The following is a 20,014-nucleotide window of genomic DNA, read 5'->3' as shown; positions in this document are numbered from 1 at the left end:
ATGGCGAACTCGGTCCCGTTAATCCATCAGTTACTCCATCAACTACTCAGCGCTTGCGCATGAAAGTGCAGATGACTTTCGATAAATGTGCTGATAAAGAAGTAGCTGTGATCGTACCCTGCACGCATATTGATCCGTGCGGGGTAGTGGGCTGCTTCACAGGCGGCAATGAAGCGCTCGGTTTTCAGTTGCTCAGCCAGGAATTCATCCGCATTGCCCTGGTCGACCAATATCGGCAGATGTTCCGATGCGCGCGCAGCCGCAATCAGTAGCGTAGCGTCATACGCCCACCAGTTTTTTATATCGTCACCCAGGTAATGGCTGAACGCTTTTTTCCCCCAGGGACTGGTGGTCGGGTTGACCACAGGTGAAAAAGCCGACACCGACCGGTAGCGTACAGGATTTCGCAGTGCGATCATGAGCGCGCCATGGCCTCCCATGGAATGTCCGCAGATCGAGCGTCGGTCGTTAATTGGAAAATGCTGCTCGACCAGGGCCGGTAGCTCATCCACGATATAGTCGTACATGCGGTAATGGCGGCTCCAGGGCTCCTCGGTTGCGTTCACGTAAAAGCCGGCGCCCAGCCCCAGGTCGTATGCATCGGCAACATCCGCCACGCCCTCACCCCGGGGGCTGGTATCCGGCATGACAAGCGCAATCCCGAGTTCCGCTGCGGCCCGTTGGGCCCCGGCTTTCGTGGCAAAATTTTCGTCGGTGCAGGTCAACCCCGATAACCAGTAAACGGCCGGCACCTGGCTGCGATTGTCCAGCGGGGGAGATATCTGGGGCGGAAGATAAATAGAAAAATTCATATTGCAATTCAACGACTTTGAAGCGTGTCTGTAACGCTCTTGCGACCCATCGCATGAACGGTGCGACGAGAGAAGTTCCAATTCGGACATATTCCTATCCTCAAAAGCAATTTTCAGCCCCAGCGTAAAATACCTGGTTTTATTTATTGAAATGAATAACCGTGCGAATGGATTTACCCTCGTGCATGAGGTCGAACGCTTTATTGATATCTTCCAGGCCCATGGTGTGAGTGATAAAAGTATCGAGCTCAAATTCTCCATCGAGATAGCGCTGGACATAGCCAGGAAGTTCGGTACGGCCTTTTACTCCGCCAAATGCCGAGCCGCGCCATATACGTCCCGTTACCAGTTGAAAAGGGCGCGTACAGATCTCTTCGCCCGCGCCTGCGACACCTATTATCACGGACTCCCCCCACCCTTTATGACAGCATTCAAGGGCAGAGCGCATCAGCTTGACGTTACCGACGCATTCGAACGAAAAATCCACGCCTCCGCCAGTCATATCGATAATCACGTCTTGAATCGGCTTATTGTAGTCCTTGGGATTCACCACATCGGAGGCACCCAGTTGACGTGCTATTTCAAATTTGTCGGGGTTGATGTCGATTGCAATGATACGCCCGGCCCGGGCCATAGCTGCCCCGATAATCACGGCCAGACCAATGCCACCCAGGCCGAAAACCGCCACGGTATCGCCTGCCTTCACCTTCGCGGTCTTGGCAACAGCGCCCAGACCCGTCGTCACACCGCAACCGAGAAGGCATACCTTCTCCAGCGGCGCCTCCTTACTGATTTTTGCCAATGAAATTTCAGGTATTACCGTATATTCTGAAAAGGTCGAGGTGCCCATGTAATGATAAATGGGTTTTCCGCCCTTAAAAAAACGTGTCGTACCGTCGGGCATAAGCCCTTGTCCCTGGGTGGCCCGGATAGCCTGGCACAGGTTGGTTTTCCCCGATTTGCAAAACTTGCACTCGCCGCATTCGGGGGTGTAGAGCGGAATTACATGATCTCCCACCGCAACGCTGGTGACACCCTCGCCGAGAGCCTCGACGATGCCGCCGCCCTCATGACCGAGAATGGCCGGAAACTTTCCCTCGGGATCTTTCCCCGACAGGGTGAATGCATCTGTATGACAAACGCCAGTGGCCACGATGCGAACGAGTACTTCGCCTTTTCGTGGCGGTAGCAAGTCAAGTTCCTCGATAGTTAACGGCTGGCCCGGTCCCCATGCAACCGCTGCACGTGTTTTGATTGTTTCCATGTAATTCGCTCCGTTTTCGTTACTTTGATCAGCATGGCTAGTATGCTCAGGAATCCGTCAGTTTTCAAATTCCGTTACCGCTTTGTAGCGGTGGTTGCGTCTCGCTTGAGAATCCCTGCGATGGTTTGCTTTTTCATCTGAGCCGTCCTATGATGAAATCGATCCGGTAAGTTGGGCTGGTTTGGATCTCTGCCATTTCCGCCCTAAATTATTTACCTGTGAACAATTTTTAGGAGATCATGATGCGACGAATCTACTTTCTTGTTCCCGATTTAGCCACGACCAAACGTATCGTCGATGAGCTACTCCTTTCGCGAATCGAGGAGCGACACATTCACGTGCTGGCAAAGCGCGGCACTCCTCTGGAAGAGCTACCCGAAGCCAGTTTGCTTCAGAAGAGCGATTTTGTGCCCGCAGTGGAGCGGGGGCTCGCAGTGGGCGGAACGGCAGGTGCGCTCGCCGGACTGGTCGCCATCGCGCTTCCCCCTGCCTCAACGGTCATTGCGGGCGGCATTCTGTTGGGGAGCACTCTTGCAGGGGCGGGAGTAGGTGCGTGGGCGGGCAGTATGATAGGCGTGAGCACGGCCAATTCCAGGGTCAAGCAATTTGAGGAGGCAATTGAGGCCGGTCAGTTTCTCGTTCTGGCCGACGTGCCAAAGAAACGCGTTGCCGAGATCGAGGCACGGATAAAAACGCACTTGCCTGACGTGATTGTAGAAGGGACGGAACCCATAATACCCGCATTTCCTTAACCTGCCTTGCGGGACAGCTAGAGGGTAGCCGTTACTGGAACTGCCGCATGAAACGCCGGTCGATCTGGTTTTTTAACCACCAGAAAAAAGCGGAATGCGCTGCCCAACGGCTGTAAGAAGCAATGGCACGTCCATCCGCAGTGCCGATGAGGCTGAGGCTGTGCCGTTGAGGTTTATAATCCTTGAGCAGACTGCCGCCCAGGCAGGCTCGAAGATTGTACTCCAGCGGTTTCGCCATACGCACCGCAAATACACCGGACTTGGGTAATTTCTGACTTTCGATGGAGGCTGCATCCCCTGCAGCAAAAATCCAGGGATAATTTATTGCCTGGAGAGTAGGCTTGACTCTAATAAAGCCTTCACGCGTGATATCCAGACCGCTCTCTCCGAGCCAACCTGGGGGGGCAACCTGCGTAACCCAGAAAACGAAGTCCGAGGCCAGGCGCCTTCCGTCATCAAGACGCACACTTTGTGGCATAACCTCGACCACCTTGGCCTCAGTTATCACAACCACGTTTCGTTCCAGTAACAGGTTGCGAGCAATGTGTTGAGCGCATGAATTGTGCTCCGGCAGCAAGCGTGCCCCGCTGTGAATGATTGTGAACTCCGCGTGTTGCAGCCGGGAACGCATGGCTAGCGCCAGTTCTACGCCGCCTGCGCCGCCACCCGCGAGAATGATTTGCAGCTGGCCTGTGCTATTTTCGGCCGCGGCCAGAGTGCTTGCCCAGCCTTCCAGCAGGCGTGGCACGGGCTTCGCTGGGATCGCCCATGATTTCGCGCCCTCTACGTTGTCCATATCAGGTATGCCGCCGACATTAATGGAGACAAGGTCGGCAGCCAGGGGCGCAGCACCGCTGTCGAGCAGCACCTGTTTTTGCTTCAGATTCATGCCACGCACTTTTGCATGGATGAACTGAACATTGGCGAGTTTGCATAGATGTCGTAGATTGATAAGCAGTGCTGCTTGCTGGTAGAAGCCGCTGATATGCCCGGGCAACATTCCCGAGTATGCAGCGCACTCAAAATCGCTCACCATGGTCATACACACGTCGTGTAAAGGATTTTTGCAGAGTTTTCGCAGCAATAAGACATGCGTGTGGCCTCCACCGATAAGTATCAATTCACGAGGACGAGTGCCATTTGACGAGTTGGCTATAATGGTTGAAATCCCCGTATCAACGTTTTAGTTTTGTCCACGCTGGTTTATCATTCACCGTTGCAAACCGGAGGAGAAGCACAATGGCAGGGCTAAGTAAAGAAACTCCCAGTCCTAGCGAAATAAAACTTCATCGAAAGTCCAGAATACTGGAGATTTCTTTCAGTGATGGCAAAATTTTCCAGTTTCCCTGTGAATTTTTGCGGGTCTATTCGCCTTCCGCGGAAGTGCGCGGCCACAGCCCTGGCCAGGAAGTGCTGCAAACCGGTAAGAAAGAGGTGAATATCAACGATATCAAGCCCGTGGGAAATTATGCAATCCAGCTTAATTTTTCGGATGGCCATAATACCGGCCTTTATTCCTGGGATTTACTTTATGACTATGGATTGCACCACGATGAAATGTGGCAGCGGTACCTTCATCGCATGCAAGCGGCAGGGGCGAGCCGGGAACCGATGGTGGCCAGCAAGCATTGAACCGCAATCAGCAACCGAATCCGCTGAAGAACTTCCTGGTTTCGCGGCTCGGAGCCGGTTCAGCTACCAGCCCAGCCCCAACTATCCGCCCCAACCCGGTGTATGCGCAAGGTTCTACAGCAACCTTATCTTGCTGTAGTATGTGCCCTTCATTTAATAACTGATCATCCATGACAAAAACGACCCATTTCGGCTTTAATACCGTAGCTGAAGCAGAGAAAGCCCGCAAGGTAGCCGGGGTATTCGATTCGGTTGCCGAGCGCTACAACCTGATGAATGACGTCATGTCCGCGGGCATGCACCGATTGTGGAAGCGATTCGCAGTGGAAACCAGCGGAGTCAAAAAAGGAGACCGGGTACTTGATATTGCCGGCGGCACCGCCGACTTGAGCGCGTTGTTTTTGGAGCAAGTGGGCAGCAATGGCGAGGTCTGGCTCACCGATATCAACAACGCTATGCTCACGATAGGTCGCGACCGATTACTCGATGAAGGTGCGGCTGTCTCGGTAGCGCAGTGCGATGCAGAAAAACTGCCGTTCCCAAGCAACTATTTTGATTGTGTCAGTGTTGCCTTCGGGCTCAGAAACATGACCCATAAGGATGTGGCATTGAAAGAAATGCTGCGCGTACTCCGGCCGGGCGGACGGGTTATCGTCCTTGAATTCTCCAAGGTATGGAAACCATTGCAAAGCTTTTATGATCTTTACTCATTCAAGGTACTTCCTGCGATGGGCGGGCTCATCGCCAGAGACCCGGATAGCTATCGCTATCTAGCCGAATCCATTCGTGTGCATCCCTCGCAGGAGGAATTGAAACAATTGATGCAAAACGCTGGATTCGAACGAGTGGAGTACTTCAATCTGTCAGCGAGCGTGGTTGCGCTTCACCGCGGCTACAAGTTCTAAGGTCTGGAGATTTTAAGGCCAACACACGTCGGCGATTGGAGGAGAAACAAACTGTCGTATGTATGATAGCGCACAGAAAAACTCCACGCAGCCTGTCAGTATCACTCATCTTTCCGGTTCTCGACCCGAGGGATAAAGGCCCGCTTATCCCCGCAGAAAATGAGCTGCGGACCTCGTCTATGCAACCTGATTAGATACCGATAAGACATAATAAGGCAAGTTCTGGCCTCGAGCATGAGCATCGTGCCTGTGTCAAGAAGCGCTTTAACCAACCGATGATAAGCAGTTGCTGTCCCTCATCATCGATATTGAAGAAGACTGCCTTCACGAAAGTCTCACAGATGCGTTGGTTATGGCCCAATTTATGTTTGAATCAAGGTTGAATTGGAGGTTCAATCCTTCGCAAGGTAAAAACAATGACCGGCAGTCGTCATGTCGTGCTTCTGTTTGGTGAAATTCTGGTAGACCGGTTTCCCGACAGGGAGGTATTGGGTGGTGCGCCCTTCAATGTTGCCCGGCACTTGCGTGCGTTCGGCTGCGCCCCTGTCCTGGTTACGCGTATAGGGCAGGACGCCGCGGGTGCTCGCCTGTTACAGACCTTGGAAAGCTCAGGATTGGCCACACACGGCGTTCAACTCGATACCATCTATCCGACCGGCATGGTGGATATTAATTTTACTTCTGAAGGTCACCGGTTCGATATTATTCCCGATCAAGCCTACGATCATATTCATCCCCGGTTATCGCGAATGGCTGCCCTTGCCGCGAATCCGGAATTTGTCTATTTCGGAACATTGGCGCAGCGTGCCGGCTCGCATCGAGCCCTGCGTCATTTATTGCGTGCTGCGGGCGGTCAGCGTTTTTTTGATGTCAATTTGCGCGATCCATGGGTTTATGTAGACCGCATACGATGGTCATTGCAGCACGCCGATATCGTCAAGGCTAATGACAGCGAACTTGAAAGAATGGCTCAGTTACTGGATATTGAGGAAATATCCGCCGAGGCTCAGGCCAAGGCGCTGATCCAGCGCTATCAGCTGCGCGGCATGCTTATAACTCGTGGTGAAGCGGGGGCCTGGTGGCTGGCAGATTCCGCGGAACCGGTAGCGGTGGTATCCGATCCCATCACGGATATCCGCGATACGGTCGGCGCGGGCGATGCGTTCTCGGCCGTTTTTATACTCGGCCTGCTGAACGGCTGGGCCATACCCCTCACCTTGCAACGGGCACATCATTTTGCCGGTGCAATTTGCCGGATACGTGGCGGACTTCCGGAACACAACGATTTCTACGAACCCTTCACCAGTGATTGGCATATGAATCCCTCTGAATGAAAGATTTATATATCCTGATGCTAAGCCTGCACGGATTGATCCGGGGGAGCGACCTGGAACTGGGGTGCGATGCGGATACCGGCGGGCAGGTGCTATATGTGGTAGAGCTGGCCCGCGCATTGGCGCGCCAGCACGAGGTCGTCAAAGTCGATCTACTGACCCGAAGGATAGAAGATTCCTCTGTATCCGCTGACTATGCTCGTCCGGAAGAGATGCTCGGCGACAATGCACGAATTATTCGTCTTCCTTGCGGGCCGCGCCGATATATGCGCAAGGAGAGTCTTTGGCCCTATCTCGATCAACTAGTAGATCGTGCGCTGCTTTTTCTGCGCGAGCAGAAACGTTTACCCGATGTCATACATAGCCATTATGCCGACGCAGGATATGTCGGGATGCAGCTTTCTCAGCTTCTCGGTATCCCGCAAATCCATACCGGGCACTCGCTTGGGCGAAGCAAACAGCAGCGCCTGCTTGCACAAGGGCGTAAACCACAGGCATTGGAGCGTCAATTCAGCTTCTACCGCCGAATAGCGACCGAGGAAGCCATACTTCAGCATGCGAGCCTGATCATAACAAGCACACCTCAGGAGAGTGACGAGCAATACGGACTGTATACCAACTATCACCGTGAGCGTGCGGTGGTTATTCCCCCCGGGACTGATATCTCGCGCTTTTCTCCGCCCAGTCGCCGGATAGCGCCGGAGCCGGAGGCCGCGAGGCTCATCGACCGTTTTCTGGTGCACCCGCGCAAGCCTTTGGTACTCACGATTTGCCGCCCCGAAATGCGAAAGAATCTCGGTGCTTTGATCGCCGCATTCGGCAGTTCACCTAAATTGCATGAGCACGCAAACCTGGCCATCATCGCGGGTAATCGCGAGGACATCCGTAAGCTTGACGTCGCGCAGGTTGAGGTAATGACCGATCTACTGCTCGATATCGATCTTTACGATTTATGGGGCAAAGTGGCGCTACCCAAACAGCACAAGCCGGCGGATATCGCGGGGTTCTACCGGCTTGCAGCCCGACGCCGGGGCATATTTGTCAATCCTGCGCTCACCGAACCGTTCGGTCTTACCTTGATCGAGGCGGCCGCCAGCGGGCTTCCCATTGTTGCTACAGAAGATGGCGGGCCACGCGATATCGTGGCGCACTGCAAAAATGGGGTGCTGGTGAATCCCACGGATATCAAGGCCATAGCGGAGGCGATTGAATACGGATTAGCTGATTCGACCCGTTGGCGGCGCTGGGCGCGCAATGGTATTGCAGGGGTCAGGAATTACTACACCTGGGATGCCCACGTCAGGAAATACCTGCGCGTTTTGTTCCGTCTGTTGCATCAGGAGCGTAAGCAGATCCGGCGCACCATGGCGATATATCAGAGGCCGCAGCGGCATCCGTTACCGCTGATATCGCATATGCTTATTAGCGATATCGACAATACCCTGCTGGGTGATCGTGCCGCCTTGCGCCGTTTTCTGGCTATCATGCGGGCGACTCCGCCCAATTTAGGCTTTGGAGTCGCCACAGGGCGCACGCTGGAAAGTACACTCAAAATACTGAAGGAGTGGGGCGTTCCCTTACCTGATGTGCTTATTACGGCGGTCGGTAGCGAGATCAATTATGGTCCTGAACTCCGCCCGGATATAGGATGGCAAAATTTTATCAAACACCTTTGGCGCCGCGATGCGATTAAAAGCGCGCTTGGCGGAGTGCCGGGTCTCACATTGCAAGCGGAAGAAAATCAGCGCGAATTCAAGCTTAGCTACAATGTAGATCCCGAAAAAATGCCACCAATAGCTAAAATACGGGCGCTATTACGCGAGCAAAAATTGTCCGCACATTTGGTCTATTCGCGCCAGGCCTATCTCGACATTTTGCCTCTACGCGGTTCCAAAGGAGGAGCAATACGTTATCTTGCCTATAAGTGGGGGCTGCCGTTGCGTTCCTTTTTAGTCGCAGGTGATTCAGGCAACGATAGAGAAATGCTGATCGGTGACACACTTGGCGTGATCGTTGCCAATCATAGTCCCGAATTGGCGAGTCTAAGGGGAAATGAACAAATTTATTTTGCCCGTGCAGGCTACGCGGACGGCATCGCCGAAGGCATGGCACATTACGAGTTTGGCACTTCCATCATGGAGACCGCGAATGATACCTAAATTTGATGTCTGGGCTGCGGATCATCGTAGCGATTTGTACGCATTGTTACGTAGATGGTTCGAACTGGAACGTCCGCTTTTGCTGCGCTCGGACCTTCGGGCAGCTTTTGATGCATTAAGCACAGAGCTTCCCCAGTCTCTTGTTGAGACTCCGCTGCATGAAGTTGTCGATCTCCTGCAAGAAGCGGTGTGCCGGCCTCCGCTGATCTATATGGCGTTACGCGAAGGCGCGGGGAGTTGGCACTTTATGAGTATCCATCAGCAGCAGCTTATACCTGAGCCTGTCAGCGTGTCCGATTATCTGGCTTTCAAGGAAATGCTGGTGCGCCCGGATAGCGCTCATGAACCGGTATTGGAGCTGGATTTTGCGCCATTTAATCGCGGTTTCTCGCGGCTCAAGGAAATTCGATCAATCGGTCAAGGAGTAATTTTTCTCAACAAGCAACTGGCGGGCACGCTGTTCACCCATGCCGGCATGGGTTCGGTCAAGCTGTTGAATTTTTTAACAGTGCATTCCATGGACGGGCATCAATTGATGCTCAACGGCAACTTTGCCGATGTGGCTGCGTTACGTGCCGGTTTGCGCCGCGCGCTTGGGTTGCTTGACAAATATCCAGGTGATACGCCCTGGATGATGCTTGCGGAGTCACTGAGCGGATTGGGCTTTGCACCCGGTTGGGGCGATTGCGCTACGCGGGTGAGCGATACCATGAGTCTGTTGGTAGATATTCTCGAAGCGCCTTCAGCACAAATACTTGAGAATTTTCTGGCGCGAATTCCCATGATATCAAAATTGCTGGTCCTGTCGCCCCATGGCTATTTCGGGCAGGATAATGTGTTGGGATTGCCGGATACGGGCGGTCAGGTGGTTTACATCCTGGATCAGGTAAGGGCTCTGGAACGGGACATGAGCGAGCGCCTGATCCTTCAAGGAATAACGGCCCAACCGAAAATTCTGATAGGCACACGCCTGATCCCCGAGGCGGGGGATACCTTATGCAACCAGCCGTTGGAAAAAATCCACGGTACCCAGAACTCATGGATTGTGCGTGTACCATTTCGTAAACCCAACGGCGAAGTTGTCCGTTCCTGGATATCGCGTTTCGAGATATGGCCTTATCTGGAGAATTTCGCGCATGATATTGAACGCGAAGCGCTGGCGCAACTGAGCGGCCGCCCGGACCTGGTAATCGGCAATTATTCAGATGGAAACCTGGTAGCCTCACTGATTTCCAAACGAATCGGTGTAACACAGTGCAATATCGCTCACGCGCTGGAGCAGAGCAAATACCTGCATTCAGCCTTGCACTGGCGCGAGAATGAAGCCCAATATCATTTTAATTGCCAATACACCGCTGATCTCATCGCAATGAATAGCGCCGATTTTATTATTACGAGTACCTATCAGGAAATTGCAGGTACTTCTCATACCGTGGGCCAATATGAAACCTATCAGAACTACACGATGCCCGGCTTGTATCGAGTGCTGAACGGCATAGATCTTTTTGACCCCAAGTTCAATATTGTCTCCCCCGGTGCTGATGCCGAGGTGTATTTCTCCTATCTCGACGGGGAGCGCCGCCTGAAAACGCTATTGCCCGACATTGAACGTCTCTTATATGGAGACGATCCCGGCGTGCCCTGGCGCGGCCATTTTATCGATCCTGCCAAGCCTCTGATTTTTACAATGGCTCGCCTCGATTTGGTCAAGAATTTGACCGGATTGGCGGCATGGTTTGCCCAGTGTGCGCGCTTATCGGATGCGGCCAATCTACTTGTAATCGGTGGGCATATCGACCCTGCCGCTTCGACCGATGGTGAGGAACGCGCCGAGATTGACCACATGCACGCCATCATGAATGAATATAAGCTGGAAGGACGTATGCGTTGGCTCGGCACTCGCCTGGAAAAGAATCTTGCGGGTGAATTGTATCGGCATGTGGCTGATAAGCGCGGCATTTTTGTCCAGCCAGCCCGATTCGAGGCGTTTGGGCTGACTATCATCGAGGCTATGGCTTCCGGCCTTCCCGTATTCGCTACCTGTTATGGCGGTCCGCGAGAGATCATCCAGCATGGAATATCGGGCTATCATTTCGACCCTAATGATGGTTCTGCTGCGGCCGCAGCCATGGCTGATTTTTTCACTCGCTCAGCCGCCGATCCCAATTTTTGGGATAATATTTCCCAAATGGCTTTAAAACGGGTCGAATCACGTTATACATGGCGTTTGTACGCAGAACGAATGATGACTTTATCGCGTATTTACGGTTTCTGGAAATTTGTCAGCAATCTGGAGCATGAAGAAACTGTACGTTATCTCGATATGTTCTACCATTTGCAATTTCGTCCCATGGCACAGGCACTGCTCCCTCATCAATAAATAATATAGAGTCTTTGCGTCAACACATTCCTGGCTTTGATGCGGCGCCAGGAATAGAATCTGCGGCGGAAAGCATCAATCGCTATCCGGCGTCCGATGTTCGCGATATGTAGCCAGCCTTGTAACCGCAAACGGGATTTCCTTGTTGTCGACTTTCTTTGTTGATAGAATAAATTCGATTATCTTGAATCCGGCGGCTTGACGGAATGGATGAGTGGTTTTTGGAGCAAAGAAATGCGCAACGACACGGGGTGCCACCGCGCAGGGCGGAGCAGTGCCTTCCGCAGGAAGTTTTGCTCCGAAGCAGGATGCGGCGCCCTGCGCACGTAAAACACGATCACGGTATTCCCCTACGCTGCTCGATCCCCGCTTCGCGCGGCCCCTCTTGCGACACTTCGCGGCGCCATTCCATTCCAGGAAGTTGCAACGCAGCACTGTGTCGCAAAAACTGTTCAATCCGTTCCGTAGCGAGTCACTGGGAGAGTGAAGCTCAAAGGGTACAAAAAACTCCTTTTCGGTCATCGCGCTTAGCTGGCAAACGAGCTGAAAAATGAGTGGCCAATGCCGTATTCAAGTCATAAACGTGGGTCTATTCAAGCTGTCGCGATAATGGGAGGGGGATCTTGAACGCGTCAGGCAGCAAGACATAGAAAAGTTTATGGAAATAGGGCGCCGCTTTTAGGTACACTTCATAAAAGTTGGATATATGCTCTCGGTTATTTAGCAGTGGCTCGTTCGGCACGTTCAAGTGGCGCGAGCTGCAATGCTGTTTTATTGCCGGGTGGCATTTTTTTTGTTCTACGGCTGGAAAAAATTTAGCTCAGGAGTACTCATGAACAAAAAATTTACAGGTATTGCATTTGTCGCATTTATCTTGTCATGGCCAGTCTCTGCCTCGTTATCGCAGCCAAAGCCACAGACACAGCCACAGGCCCAGCAGCAATCACAGCTACCACCGCTAGCCCATGGCGATGGCTGGCGCCTCGTCCGGTCACTCGAGCTGGGAAAATCGGGAAACTATATTCATATGGTCCTGATTGATAGCAACCGCGATATGGACAAGGCTGTTTATGGCGCAGCACTTAGCAAGATATGCCGGTCCGAGCCTGACTTTTGCAGAGTGAGGTTCTGGAACCAGGAGCGCCATGTGTCTCAATCAATTTCTTTTAAAGATTCCGAGTTCAAGGCGCTGAGGGCGGAGTATATTTTTAACCGCGCCGGAGGCGTTCAGCAGTTGCTATATGCCTGCACTGTTGTGTCAGACAAGAGTCAATGTTTTTCCAATTAATGCCTGCAGAGTTGGGCTAGTGGATATCGGACGCTATCGGGGCGCTTTTGATGTACTTTCTTTCGGGCCGTAATGCAGTAACTGAGCATTTGCGGCTACGATAATTGGGGGAATTTTATGCCACGCCAATTAATAAGTTCAGGTTCCACGTTTGAGCAGGAGATTGGTTATTCGAGAGCCGTGGTTGACGGCGACTGGATTTTTGTCTCCGGCACAACCGGATTCGACTATGCCAGGATGACCATTTCCGATGATCTGCTGGAACAGGCTGAGCAGTGTTTCAAGAATATCGAGGCAGCCCTGGGCGAAGCGGGAGCAAGTATGAGAGATATTGTCCGGGTAACCTATGTATTACCTCATGCAGCAGACTTCCCTAAGTGCTGGCCGACCTTTCGCAAGCATCTCGGGCAGATCAGGCCCGCGGCGATGATGATCTCGGCCGGCTTGTCCGATCCGCGCATGCGTATTGAAATACAGGTAACGGCCCGTCGCGGTTCGGGTACCTGAGATATTGCCAACGGTTGTAGGTGGCAGGTGTAAGTGGTCAATCGATGATGATGAAATGCAATTTGAGCTTGCATAGAGGTCCGGTAACAATAAATACTCCAGGGAGGTAATGAATGGCTTCAACGAATAAAGTTTTTATCAGCTTTGCGCTCAGGGATATCAAGGCGCACGACCGGCTCCTTGAGCAATTGAAAAAGGAGCAGACAACCTATTCTTTTGTGGAAATGCCCATCAAGCAATCATGGGAGCCATCCTGGAAGGAAGAGTGCCGTAAGATCGTGACCGATTGTGACGGAGTAATTGGCCTCATTACGAAAAACGTTATCAGGGCTGATGGTCAGCAATGGGAGTTGCGGTGCGCCTACGAGGGGAGGGTGCCCGTGCTGCTCATTCACGGCGACGATGATAAACTACCGGCAAAATTGCCTGAGCCAGTGGGCGAGCGGGAGATCGACGCTTGGACTTGGCCCATCATTTCAACATTCCTCAACAGGCTGTAAGCGCTATACCGCGTAGCCAGCCATAGCGAGTATGGGGCGGCATACAACAGTTCAGGTACTGCAAGCGAATCCATGGTTTTATTGCTCTCACCCGTGCATTGATTCATGTTGAAGCGTTTCTCCGCCCCTGCTAATAGTTGGCTATCGCACGTCGATGCGGGGAATACACCCCCAAGCATTACTTCTTCATCATCTTTTCCCCCGAAAATTCAGGCTCAAGCGCAAACCTGATCGCCAGGCCGACTATTTAGCTACGCAACCGGACAAGTGTACAGTGGTACAGTTGCCTCGGGCAGGGAAGGACAACTCTAGCAGCCCTGCCGGACTTAAATGAAACCGGCTGCAAAAATTTTAGGATCATGGCCGGTCCATATTCCGCCGATTTTCGCTGATGTAACAACAATCGGCACTCGAAACCGCCCTCATCCAGTCACTTTTTCGCCTCGCATCTTCAAGTCCGGTAAGCTTCCGGATTTTTGCCTAAAATCTTCCCTACATTGGTGGCAATTCTTGCCATTCCGCGTTTTTGTGTCAATTTGCTGTCTCGTATTACAAAAACTGTGATCTGTGCCCTATTAGACTATTACACACCTGCCTCTAATGTGCCTTAACGCACGGATGGGATAAATGAAAAGCGAAATCATATGTTCGCGCATTGGGACAATTAGTGCTCGGTTTCGTGGCTCCGGTCTGATCGTCGGACTGGCTAGAATCTCTGATAGGAAACCACCTCAGCAGTTTTCATAGGAGAACAGGTATGAAACCAGAAGACGACGCCAGCGCCTCACGGCGCCAGTTTGTTGGCGGCATGACCGCCGGCCTTGCCACGGCATTCGTCTCTCCAGCCTTCGGGCAGCAAGGTTCCCTGCAAGGGCCCAGCCAGTCCCGTAAACAGGACCCGACGACGCAATATCCAGCCCCCCCTTCCCCCCGCAGAAACAGGAGCCGCCCGGCCTTGTGAGCAAGATGAAGCCGCGGCCTGATCATGGCGAAACAACCTACAAGGGCTCGGGCCGGCTGGTGGGTAGAAAGGCGCTCGTGACCGGCGGCGATTCCGGCATTGGCCGCGCTGCCGTCATCGCCTTTGCGCGTGAGGGCGCTGATGTCGCGATCAACTATCTCCCTGTTGAGGAGTCCGACGCTTGGGAGGTCGTGGAACTGATCCGGGCGGAAGGGCGAAAGGCGGTCGCGATCCTCGGCGATATCCGGGACGAGAATTTCTGCTCCAGGCTCGTCGCCAATGCCGTCCGGGAACTGAACGGACTGGACATCCTCGTCAACAATGCCGCAATGCAAGCCGCGCAACCGTCGATCGTCGATCTCACGAGCGAGCAGTTCGACTCGATATTCTAATGCAACGTCTATTCGATGTTCTGGATCACCAGGGCCGCCATGCCGCACCTCAAGCCCGGCGCGGCAATTATCAATACGAGTTCGGTCGAGGCTTACACTCCATCCGAGGCGTTTCTCGATTACGCGCAGACGAAGGCGTGCATCGTTGCTTTCACAAAATCGCTGGCGAAGCAGGTAGCCGAGCAGGGTATACGGGTAAACGCGGTGGCGCCGGGACCATTCTGGACCCCGATGCAAACGACTGGATGGGCAGATTTCAGCAGGTTCGGCAATGAGACCCCGCTTGGGCGTCCCGGCCAGCCGGCGGAGCTAGGTCCTCTGTACGTCTTCCTTGCGTCGCAGGAATCAAGCTACGCAACTGGACAGGTGTACGGCGCCTCCGGCGGAGAAGGACAACCCTAGCACCGGACATTATCGCCAGCTGGCGCTTTCCATAAATATCACGTATGGTAATTCCCGAAATTCTTATTGCAGCACGCGCAAAGCTGCGACACGTTGCTCGATCTTCTGCATCATTCTCTGGTAGGCCGGTGCATCAATTCCGCCGAAGCGTTGCTTGAACTCCATCTCAGACATGAATTCAGGCAAATCCGACCACAGAGGCATAAGATCCGCATCCTTGAGCCCTGAAACAACCTGACGTTGGAGCTGCTGTGCGGAAGCTTCGCTTATCACCGCCTTTTCCCCAAATTTCGTGCCTGCACGGTCCGCGGCAATATCGTTGAACGAGAAGCCGCTGCCATGCACAGAATCCTCGATCTCCTTATACAGCCCGATTGCGTCGGATAACATGGTGTCGGCATAGGCAGCAATAGCGGCAGAGGCCATGAAGTGTTTTGCAAAGTCATCACGTCCGTCGAGCGTAATGCTCTGAGGAACAGACCGAGGCCAGTTCGGTGCTTCTGGAAGAATCCGTTTCAAAGAGACGCCCAGTACGTGAAATGCCACGACCAGAATGACCGCGCGATTTTCCGCCAACGCGTCTCCGTTTACCGAGCGAGCCGCGGCAACGCGGACGAGTGGAGGCAGGATTTGGGATAGAGGCATTACTGCTTCATTGCATACGCTATTCGCGGCCAGGAGGGATTGATAATGAAGCAGGCGCTCGCGCTCCTGCTTATCAATGATCGAAGCCCGCATACCCTTGGAAAAACCGCCCGCCCAACGATAAACGATACCCAACTCGTTGCGCGATAACTTGACCCATTTCAGCAAGTCGAGCCCAGCTTTATATTCTGCGCTTTGCCGCAGCCAGTCCACGAACTGAAGCGCGAGTATCTGCGTAAGCACATCAGGCAGCATGAGTTTCCCTATCTGCACCGACTGGAGTTGCGGTTTTCCATCTTCCTCCATCACAGATGCCGCAAGATTTATATAGCCGTTAATTGGAATTATAGCCATAGGAAGGCTTAGCCGGATGACCGCGTTGCCGTCGGCGAGGATTACCTGCGCGCTGCCTTTTCCAAAACGATGTGCCAGGTAATTTGCAGCAAGATCAACATCAGAGGACGCTATGTTTGCGGCTGCAAGCATACCTGGTCTCACCCAGTAACGATGCGCGTCGATGATCTGTTTGGCGCGGCCTATATGCTCTGGCGTAAGAATGACCTGGCGGTCTATACGAGGATGATCTTCGATGGCGAGCGAGAACGCGGCTGCCAGTGCCAAAAGGACAATGGCCAGCAAGCTTATCGAAATAAGGAGAAGTTTGTGCATCAGGCAGGGGTTATATTTCGAGAGCTATCACTGAAATGCAAAGTCGAGCATCCAGGGCGAATGCCACCTATGTAGCAGTGCGGAAAACCGAAAATGGTAGCGCCTGAATGGCTTCAGGACTCGACTATCAAGTCCATATCTTACCAATATGGTCTATAGTACCCGCCCCAATAAAATGGGCTGCCATAATATCCATATCCGAAATATGGGTTAAAACCATAACCACCCATGCCTCTATAACCATACCCGTAAGGATCGTTTTGATATACCGGCCATAGATAAAGAGCTCGAGAAGTCAGCAATGGCAGCAGCACAGTTTTTTTCCCTATCATACGCTGGATATCGCCCTCAAGTTTTCCCGCCACCGTGATTTCCCGATCTTTTGCATAAACAGCGGGGTCAAGGAACTCGGTGCTTTTTATGACAAAACGCCCTTCTGCCGATTTGTTTAGCTGGGGCCGGCCGTAATAATTAAGGGGATAGGACAATACCTGTACAAGAGTGAAATTTTCTTCATTGTCTACATCGATTATGACCCCGCCCCAGCGGACGGATGTATCCTTGTACTGGTTCAGGTCCCGGTTTGCCTGGGGATAGGTAATATCTGCAACGGGCACATTCCTGACCGCGGACGGCAGCCCGACGCATGCGCTCAACAACATACAGAAGGATAATAGATATAATTTCATGGCCTTGTTCCCTTCAATTATAAAAGCACTTTCCGGAATGCGCGGTGACATCCACTTGGCGCCCCAAAATTTCTCCGAATATCGTTTACAGCATAGTTGAAAACTGGAAGAGTAATATTGACTTCACGAAAAATTCCCTAGCAGGTTGTTGGATTTGAAGAATCGCAGCGAAAATGAACCAGCTGGACGCCGTTGCAGCCGGTTTCTTTCAAGTCCCACAGGCTGCAACGAAGCGAGGGCTCTCTTAACGAAGCGGTGTGTTCATGTCTTCACCCTTTAAAAAGTCCACGAGCGCCTGGTTAACTTCCGCAGGCGCCTCATTTTGGACCCAATGGCTCGCATCCGGGATTCGATAAATCCGGAGGCGGGGCGCAACATCGCTGAGCCCATCCAGTAATTCAAGTCCCAGTGCGGGGTCAAGCTCTCCCCAGATCACCAGGGTTTCCGCGTTGATACGCCCATCTTGCGCGAACTTGCGCAAACCTCCAGGCACGTTTGCCCGGTAGTAATTAAGTGCGGCGGTAAGCGCCCCCGGCTGTGAGAGCGCTTCGATATAATGCTCGATATCCCGTTCGCCGAAAGTTCCTTTTCGTGCCGGGCGCAGTTGGAACATATCGCGTATTGCCTGATGGTTATTGGCTGAAAGCATAAGCTCGGGTAAGCGTGGCAGTAAAAAAAAGAGCACATACCAGCTCCTGAGCATTTGTGGCAGATGTCGCACTTTTTCGAGATAAATTTTCGGGTGGGGCGCATTAAGGATAACAAGCTTGTCCACCAGCTCGGGGTATCGGTCTGCGAACGACCACGCGATAATACCGCCCCAGTCGTGCCCGACGATATGGGCTCGGGGGTAGCCGGTTGCATGCACCAGAGCAGCGATGTCTGCAACAAGGCGATCTAATTTATAAGCATCTCGCTCCGCCGGACGTCCTGAAAGATTGTATCCCCGCATATCCGGCACCAGTACCGAAAAGCCCGCGGCAGCCAGGACCGGGATCTGCTGCAGCCAGGAGCGCCAATTTTCGGGGAAGCCATGGAGCAAAATGACTGCCGGCCCCTTTCCGGCGGCGACAACATGAAGATCTATGCCATCGCCCGCCATGCGTTCGTGACGAAGCTCTATTTCTTCCATGGAGTAGTCTCGATCAAGTTCGGCGTAGGTTGGCGATGAAACGCAACATATCCCAATGACGATGACAGTGACGATGACGTTGGCGCGCGGTAGCATTCACAATAACAATAGGAACAGACAAGAAAAGAGGGCAATTTCACAATATCGATAAGCATCGATTTTTATTTCGAGCTAAACCAGATGTCTCCATACCAGGCGGTTGCAATTGTGCCTGTATTGTCCGTGTCGGTCATGATTGCCACGGCATCCACGGGGCCAGGCTCTTCGCCAAAAGCCTGTCGGTAATCGGAAAGAACATCGCGGCGCTCCTCAACCCATCGGCCGGCCCGCTTAGAGCCCGATTCTACTGCGATCATGTATGCATTACCCGTAAACGCGTTAGGCCAGCTACTACCGACCGGCCGCTTGCTTGACCATACATAGTTAATGGCGCGGGTCCGCCAAAACGTCATGCCGCCGGAGAAGATGACATAGACGCGTGCTGGGTAATCGTCGCCCGCACGAGTGCGCTCATCCGCCCCCGTCAGTATGTCGCCGATCTGCCATGTCCAGTTAAGGATAGGCGTCTTGCCGAGTTCGATGCTCATCTCGCGATAAAGCCCGGAAGCGGTGGCACTGCTCTGCGCTTGCAGGGCAGTTCGCCCGTTTTCATTCGTCACGGCATAACGGGTCAGACCTGAAAATATTTTCGGTTTCCAGCCTGTCAGGTCACCGCGCGAGAAACGCGCGATATCCACCCGTTCATTCCCTGCCAATGACGGGATCGGCAAAAATGCGAATACCGAAGCCAGCATAGCCATTTGAATATATTTAAGCGTCTTCTCGAAAATGGGTGTGAACCTGCGATGAATTATGATCGTACCCCCTATCAACAACATCGATTTTCCGCATAGCGCGTAAGGGTTTACTTATCGTTGAGCCTGGTCCAGCCCTTGACATCACCCAGCCGGACAGGGGTTGAGCGCTGATAACGAGAAGCTCACATTGCAACCAGGTTAACCTGCTTGAACGTCAAGGGCGTTCATTTTTTTTCTTATTTGCGCTACTCTCTCGCCTCACGCACATCCTTCGCCTCTCCCTCGCAGCTATACATGCTGGAATCCAGCTCCAAAAGATGGGAATGGGGGTAAGGGGAAAGCGGGTTAAGGAACTCATTCCCGTCATCGGAATCGAATTCGAAGATAATTAACTGTTCAACGTTGGTCAGAAATGGTGCATTGCTTGACTCGCTGGTTACCTTCTGGTTGATTCAGCTGGTTAAGTCTTGGTCCTCCAGTTCGGGATACGCTGATTTTCCTTCAGGTGATCTAATCTATCCGTGCTGTAGCGAACCGAACAAAAAGATGAGGCCGAAGAGTGGAAAAAAGTGGTGGAAAAAATCTCTGTGGATCATGTCGCCAATGGAAAATGAGTAAAAAAATGAGCGGCTGAGTGGGCGGATTCAGGTTTAAAGCAATGTCGCGGCCATGTATCCAGGTGTACACTTTCTGGTTTGTTCTTTACTATATTGAGGCAATTCATACCCGAGGTTGAATATGAATCTGAACGCAAAAAAAGGCATAATGCCCGTCCAGTCCGCTTCTGAAGTTCC

The 20,014-nt window shown here is 52.7% G+C and carries 18 protein-coding genes and 1 pseudogene; 10 read left to right on the top strand and 9 right to left on the bottom strand.

Annotation, left to right across the window (positions count from 1 at the left end; all coding sequences use genetic code 11):
• Positions 1-38: 38 nt before the first annotated feature.
• On the bottom strand, positions 39-893 hold the full coding sequence (gene fghA / locus BUA28_RS06195; protein WP_178297925.1) for an S-formylglutathione hydrolase: 855 nt from the start codon (positions 891-893) through the stop codon (positions 39-41).
• A gap of 58 nt (positions 894-951) precedes the next feature.
• A complete protein-coding gene (locus BUA28_RS06190) occupies positions 952-2,076 on the bottom strand; it encodes an S-(hydroxymethyl)glutathione dehydrogenase/class III alcohol dehydrogenase (RefSeq protein ID WP_072767243.1) in 1,125 nt (374 codons plus the stop codon).
• A gap of 242 nt (positions 2,077-2,318) precedes the next feature.
• On the opposite strand from BUA28_RS06190, the gene BUA28_RS06185 reads away from it, so the two are divergent.
• Positions 2,319-2,828 carry a DUF1269 domain-containing protein gene (locus tag BUA28_RS06185; RefSeq protein WP_072767242.1) on the top strand — a complete coding sequence of 170 codons (510 nt, stop codon included), beginning with the start codon at positions 2,319-2,321 and terminating at the stop codon, positions 2,826-2,828.
• 31 nt (positions 2,829-2,859) lie between these two features.
• Here BUA28_RS06185 and BUA28_RS06180 read toward each other — a convergent pair whose 3' ends face one another.
• The gene (locus BUA28_RS06180; RefSeq protein ID WP_256598250.1) at positions 2,860-3,948 is read right to left on the bottom strand and encodes an FAD-dependent oxidoreductase; all 1,089 of its coding nucleotides are present in this window, start codon (positions 3,946-3,948) and stop codon (positions 2,860-2,862) included.
• Between the two features lie 119 nt (positions 3,949-4,067).
• Between BUA28_RS06180 and BUA28_RS06175 the strand changes: the two genes are divergently transcribed.
• The 5 genes from BUA28_RS06175 (at position 4,068) to BUA28_RS06155 (ending at position 11,238) form a co-directional block, all read left to right on the top strand.
• Positions 4,068-4,460 carry a gamma-butyrobetaine hydroxylase family protein gene (locus BUA28_RS06175; protein ID WP_072767240.1) on the top strand — a complete coding sequence of 131 codons (393 nt, stop codon included), beginning with the start codon at positions 4,068-4,070 and terminating at the stop codon, positions 4,458-4,460.
• Positions 4,461-4,630: 170 nt separating this feature from the next.
• Positions 4,631-5,365: a bifunctional demethylmenaquinone methyltransferase/2-methoxy-6-polyprenyl-1,4-benzoquinol methylase UbiE gene (gene ubiE / locus BUA28_RS06170; protein ID WP_072767239.1), complete on the top strand. Its 735-nt coding sequence runs from the start codon at positions 4,631-4,633 to the stop codon at positions 5,363-5,365.
• Positions 5,366-5,781: 416 nt separating this feature from the next.
• Complete coding sequence (locus BUA28_RS06165) at positions 5,782-6,699, top strand: carbohydrate kinase family protein (protein WP_072767238.1); 918 nt, start codon at positions 5,782-5,784, stop codon at positions 6,697-6,699.
• Positions 6,696-8,858: an HAD-IIB family hydrolase gene (locus BUA28_RS06160; protein WP_072767237.1), complete on the top strand. Its 2,163-nt coding sequence runs from the start codon at positions 6,696-6,698 to the stop codon at positions 8,856-8,858. The genes BUA28_RS06165 and BUA28_RS06160 overlap by 4 nt, the downstream gene beginning before the upstream one ends.
• Positions 8,848-11,238 carry a sucrose synthase gene (locus tag BUA28_RS06155; protein ID WP_072767236.1) on the top strand — a complete coding sequence of 797 codons (2,391 nt, stop codon included), beginning with the start codon at positions 8,848-8,850 and terminating at the stop codon, positions 11,236-11,238. Before BUA28_RS06160 ends, BUA28_RS06155 begins: the two co-directional genes overlap by 11 nt.
• Before the next feature lie 75 nt (positions 11,239-11,313).
• Here the strand turns inward: BUA28_RS06155 and BUA28_RS06150 are convergent, their stop codons facing one another.
• The gene (locus BUA28_RS06150; RefSeq protein WP_072767235.1) at positions 11,314-11,760 is read right to left on the bottom strand and encodes a hypothetical protein; all 447 of its coding nucleotides are present in this window, start codon (positions 11,758-11,760) and stop codon (positions 11,314-11,316) included.
• Between the two features lie 310 nt (positions 11,761-12,070).
• Here BUA28_RS06150 and BUA28_RS06145 point away from each other — a divergent pair, with 310 nt between their 5' ends.
• The 3 genes from BUA28_RS06145 (at position 12,071) to BUA28_RS06135 (ending at position 13,533) form a co-directional block, all read left to right on the top strand.
• The gene (locus BUA28_RS06145) at positions 12,071-12,526 is read left to right on the top strand and encodes a hypothetical protein (protein WP_072767318.1); all 456 of its coding nucleotides are present in this window, start codon (positions 12,071-12,073) and stop codon (positions 12,524-12,526) included.
• Between the two features lie 117 nt (positions 12,527-12,643).
• A complete protein-coding gene (locus tag BUA28_RS06140) occupies positions 12,644-13,033 on the top strand; it encodes a RidA family protein (RefSeq protein WP_072767234.1) in 390 nt (129 codons plus the stop codon).
• Between the two features lie 113 nt (positions 13,034-13,146).
• The gene (locus BUA28_RS06135) at positions 13,147-13,533 is read left to right on the top strand and encodes an alpha/beta fold hydrolase domain-containing protein (protein WP_072767233.1); all 387 of its coding nucleotides are present in this window, start codon (positions 13,147-13,149) and stop codon (positions 13,531-13,533) included.
• A 784-nt stretch (positions 13,534-14,317) separates the two neighbouring features.
• On the opposite strand, the gene BUA28_RS16220 is transcribed toward BUA28_RS06135, so the two are convergent.
• Positions 14,318-14,443, bottom strand: a complete 126-nt coding sequence (locus tag BUA28_RS16220; RefSeq protein ID WP_256598253.1) for a hypothetical protein — start codon at positions 14,441-14,443, stop codon at positions 14,318-14,320.
• 56 nt (positions 14,444-14,499) lie between these two features.
• Here BUA28_RS16220 and BUA28_RS06130 point away from each other — a divergent pair.
• A pseudogene (locus tag BUA28_RS06130) lies at positions 14,500-15,288 on the top strand (SDR family oxidoreductase).
• Between the two features lie 63 nt (positions 15,289-15,351).
• Here the strand turns inward: BUA28_RS06130 and BUA28_RS06125 are convergent.
• The 4 genes from BUA28_RS06125 to BUA28_RS06110 form a co-directional block, all read right to left on the bottom strand.
• A complete protein-coding gene (locus BUA28_RS06125) occupies positions 15,352-16,602 on the bottom strand; it encodes a YfiM family lipoprotein (RefSeq protein WP_072767232.1) in 1,251 nt (416 codons plus the stop codon).
• 140 nt (positions 16,603-16,742) lie between these two features.
• Complete coding sequence (locus tag BUA28_RS06120) at positions 16,743-17,291, bottom strand: Slp family lipoprotein (RefSeq protein ID WP_072767317.1); 549 nt, start codon at positions 17,289-17,291, stop codon at positions 16,743-16,745.
• A gap of 244 nt (positions 17,292-17,535) precedes the next feature.
• On the bottom strand, positions 17,536-18,519 hold the full coding sequence (locus BUA28_RS06115) for an alpha/beta fold hydrolase (RefSeq protein WP_218587235.1): 984 nt from the start codon (positions 18,517-18,519) through the stop codon (positions 17,536-17,538).
• A gap of 65 nt (positions 18,520-18,584) precedes the next feature.
• Positions 18,585-19,301: a DUF3047 domain-containing protein gene (locus BUA28_RS06110; RefSeq protein ID WP_256598249.1), complete on the bottom strand. Its 717-nt coding sequence runs from the start codon at positions 19,299-19,301 to the stop codon at positions 18,585-18,587.
• Positions 19,302-20,014 lie beyond the last annotated feature (713 nt).

The organism is Nitrosospira sp. Nsp11, assembly GCF_900142705.1.
Lineage (GTDB): Bacteria > Pseudomonadota > Gammaproteobacteria > Burkholderiales > Nitrosomonadaceae > Nitrosospira.
The sequence above is the reverse complement of the archived record's forward strand: the minus strand, read 5'-3'. Positions and strand labels throughout refer to the sequence as shown.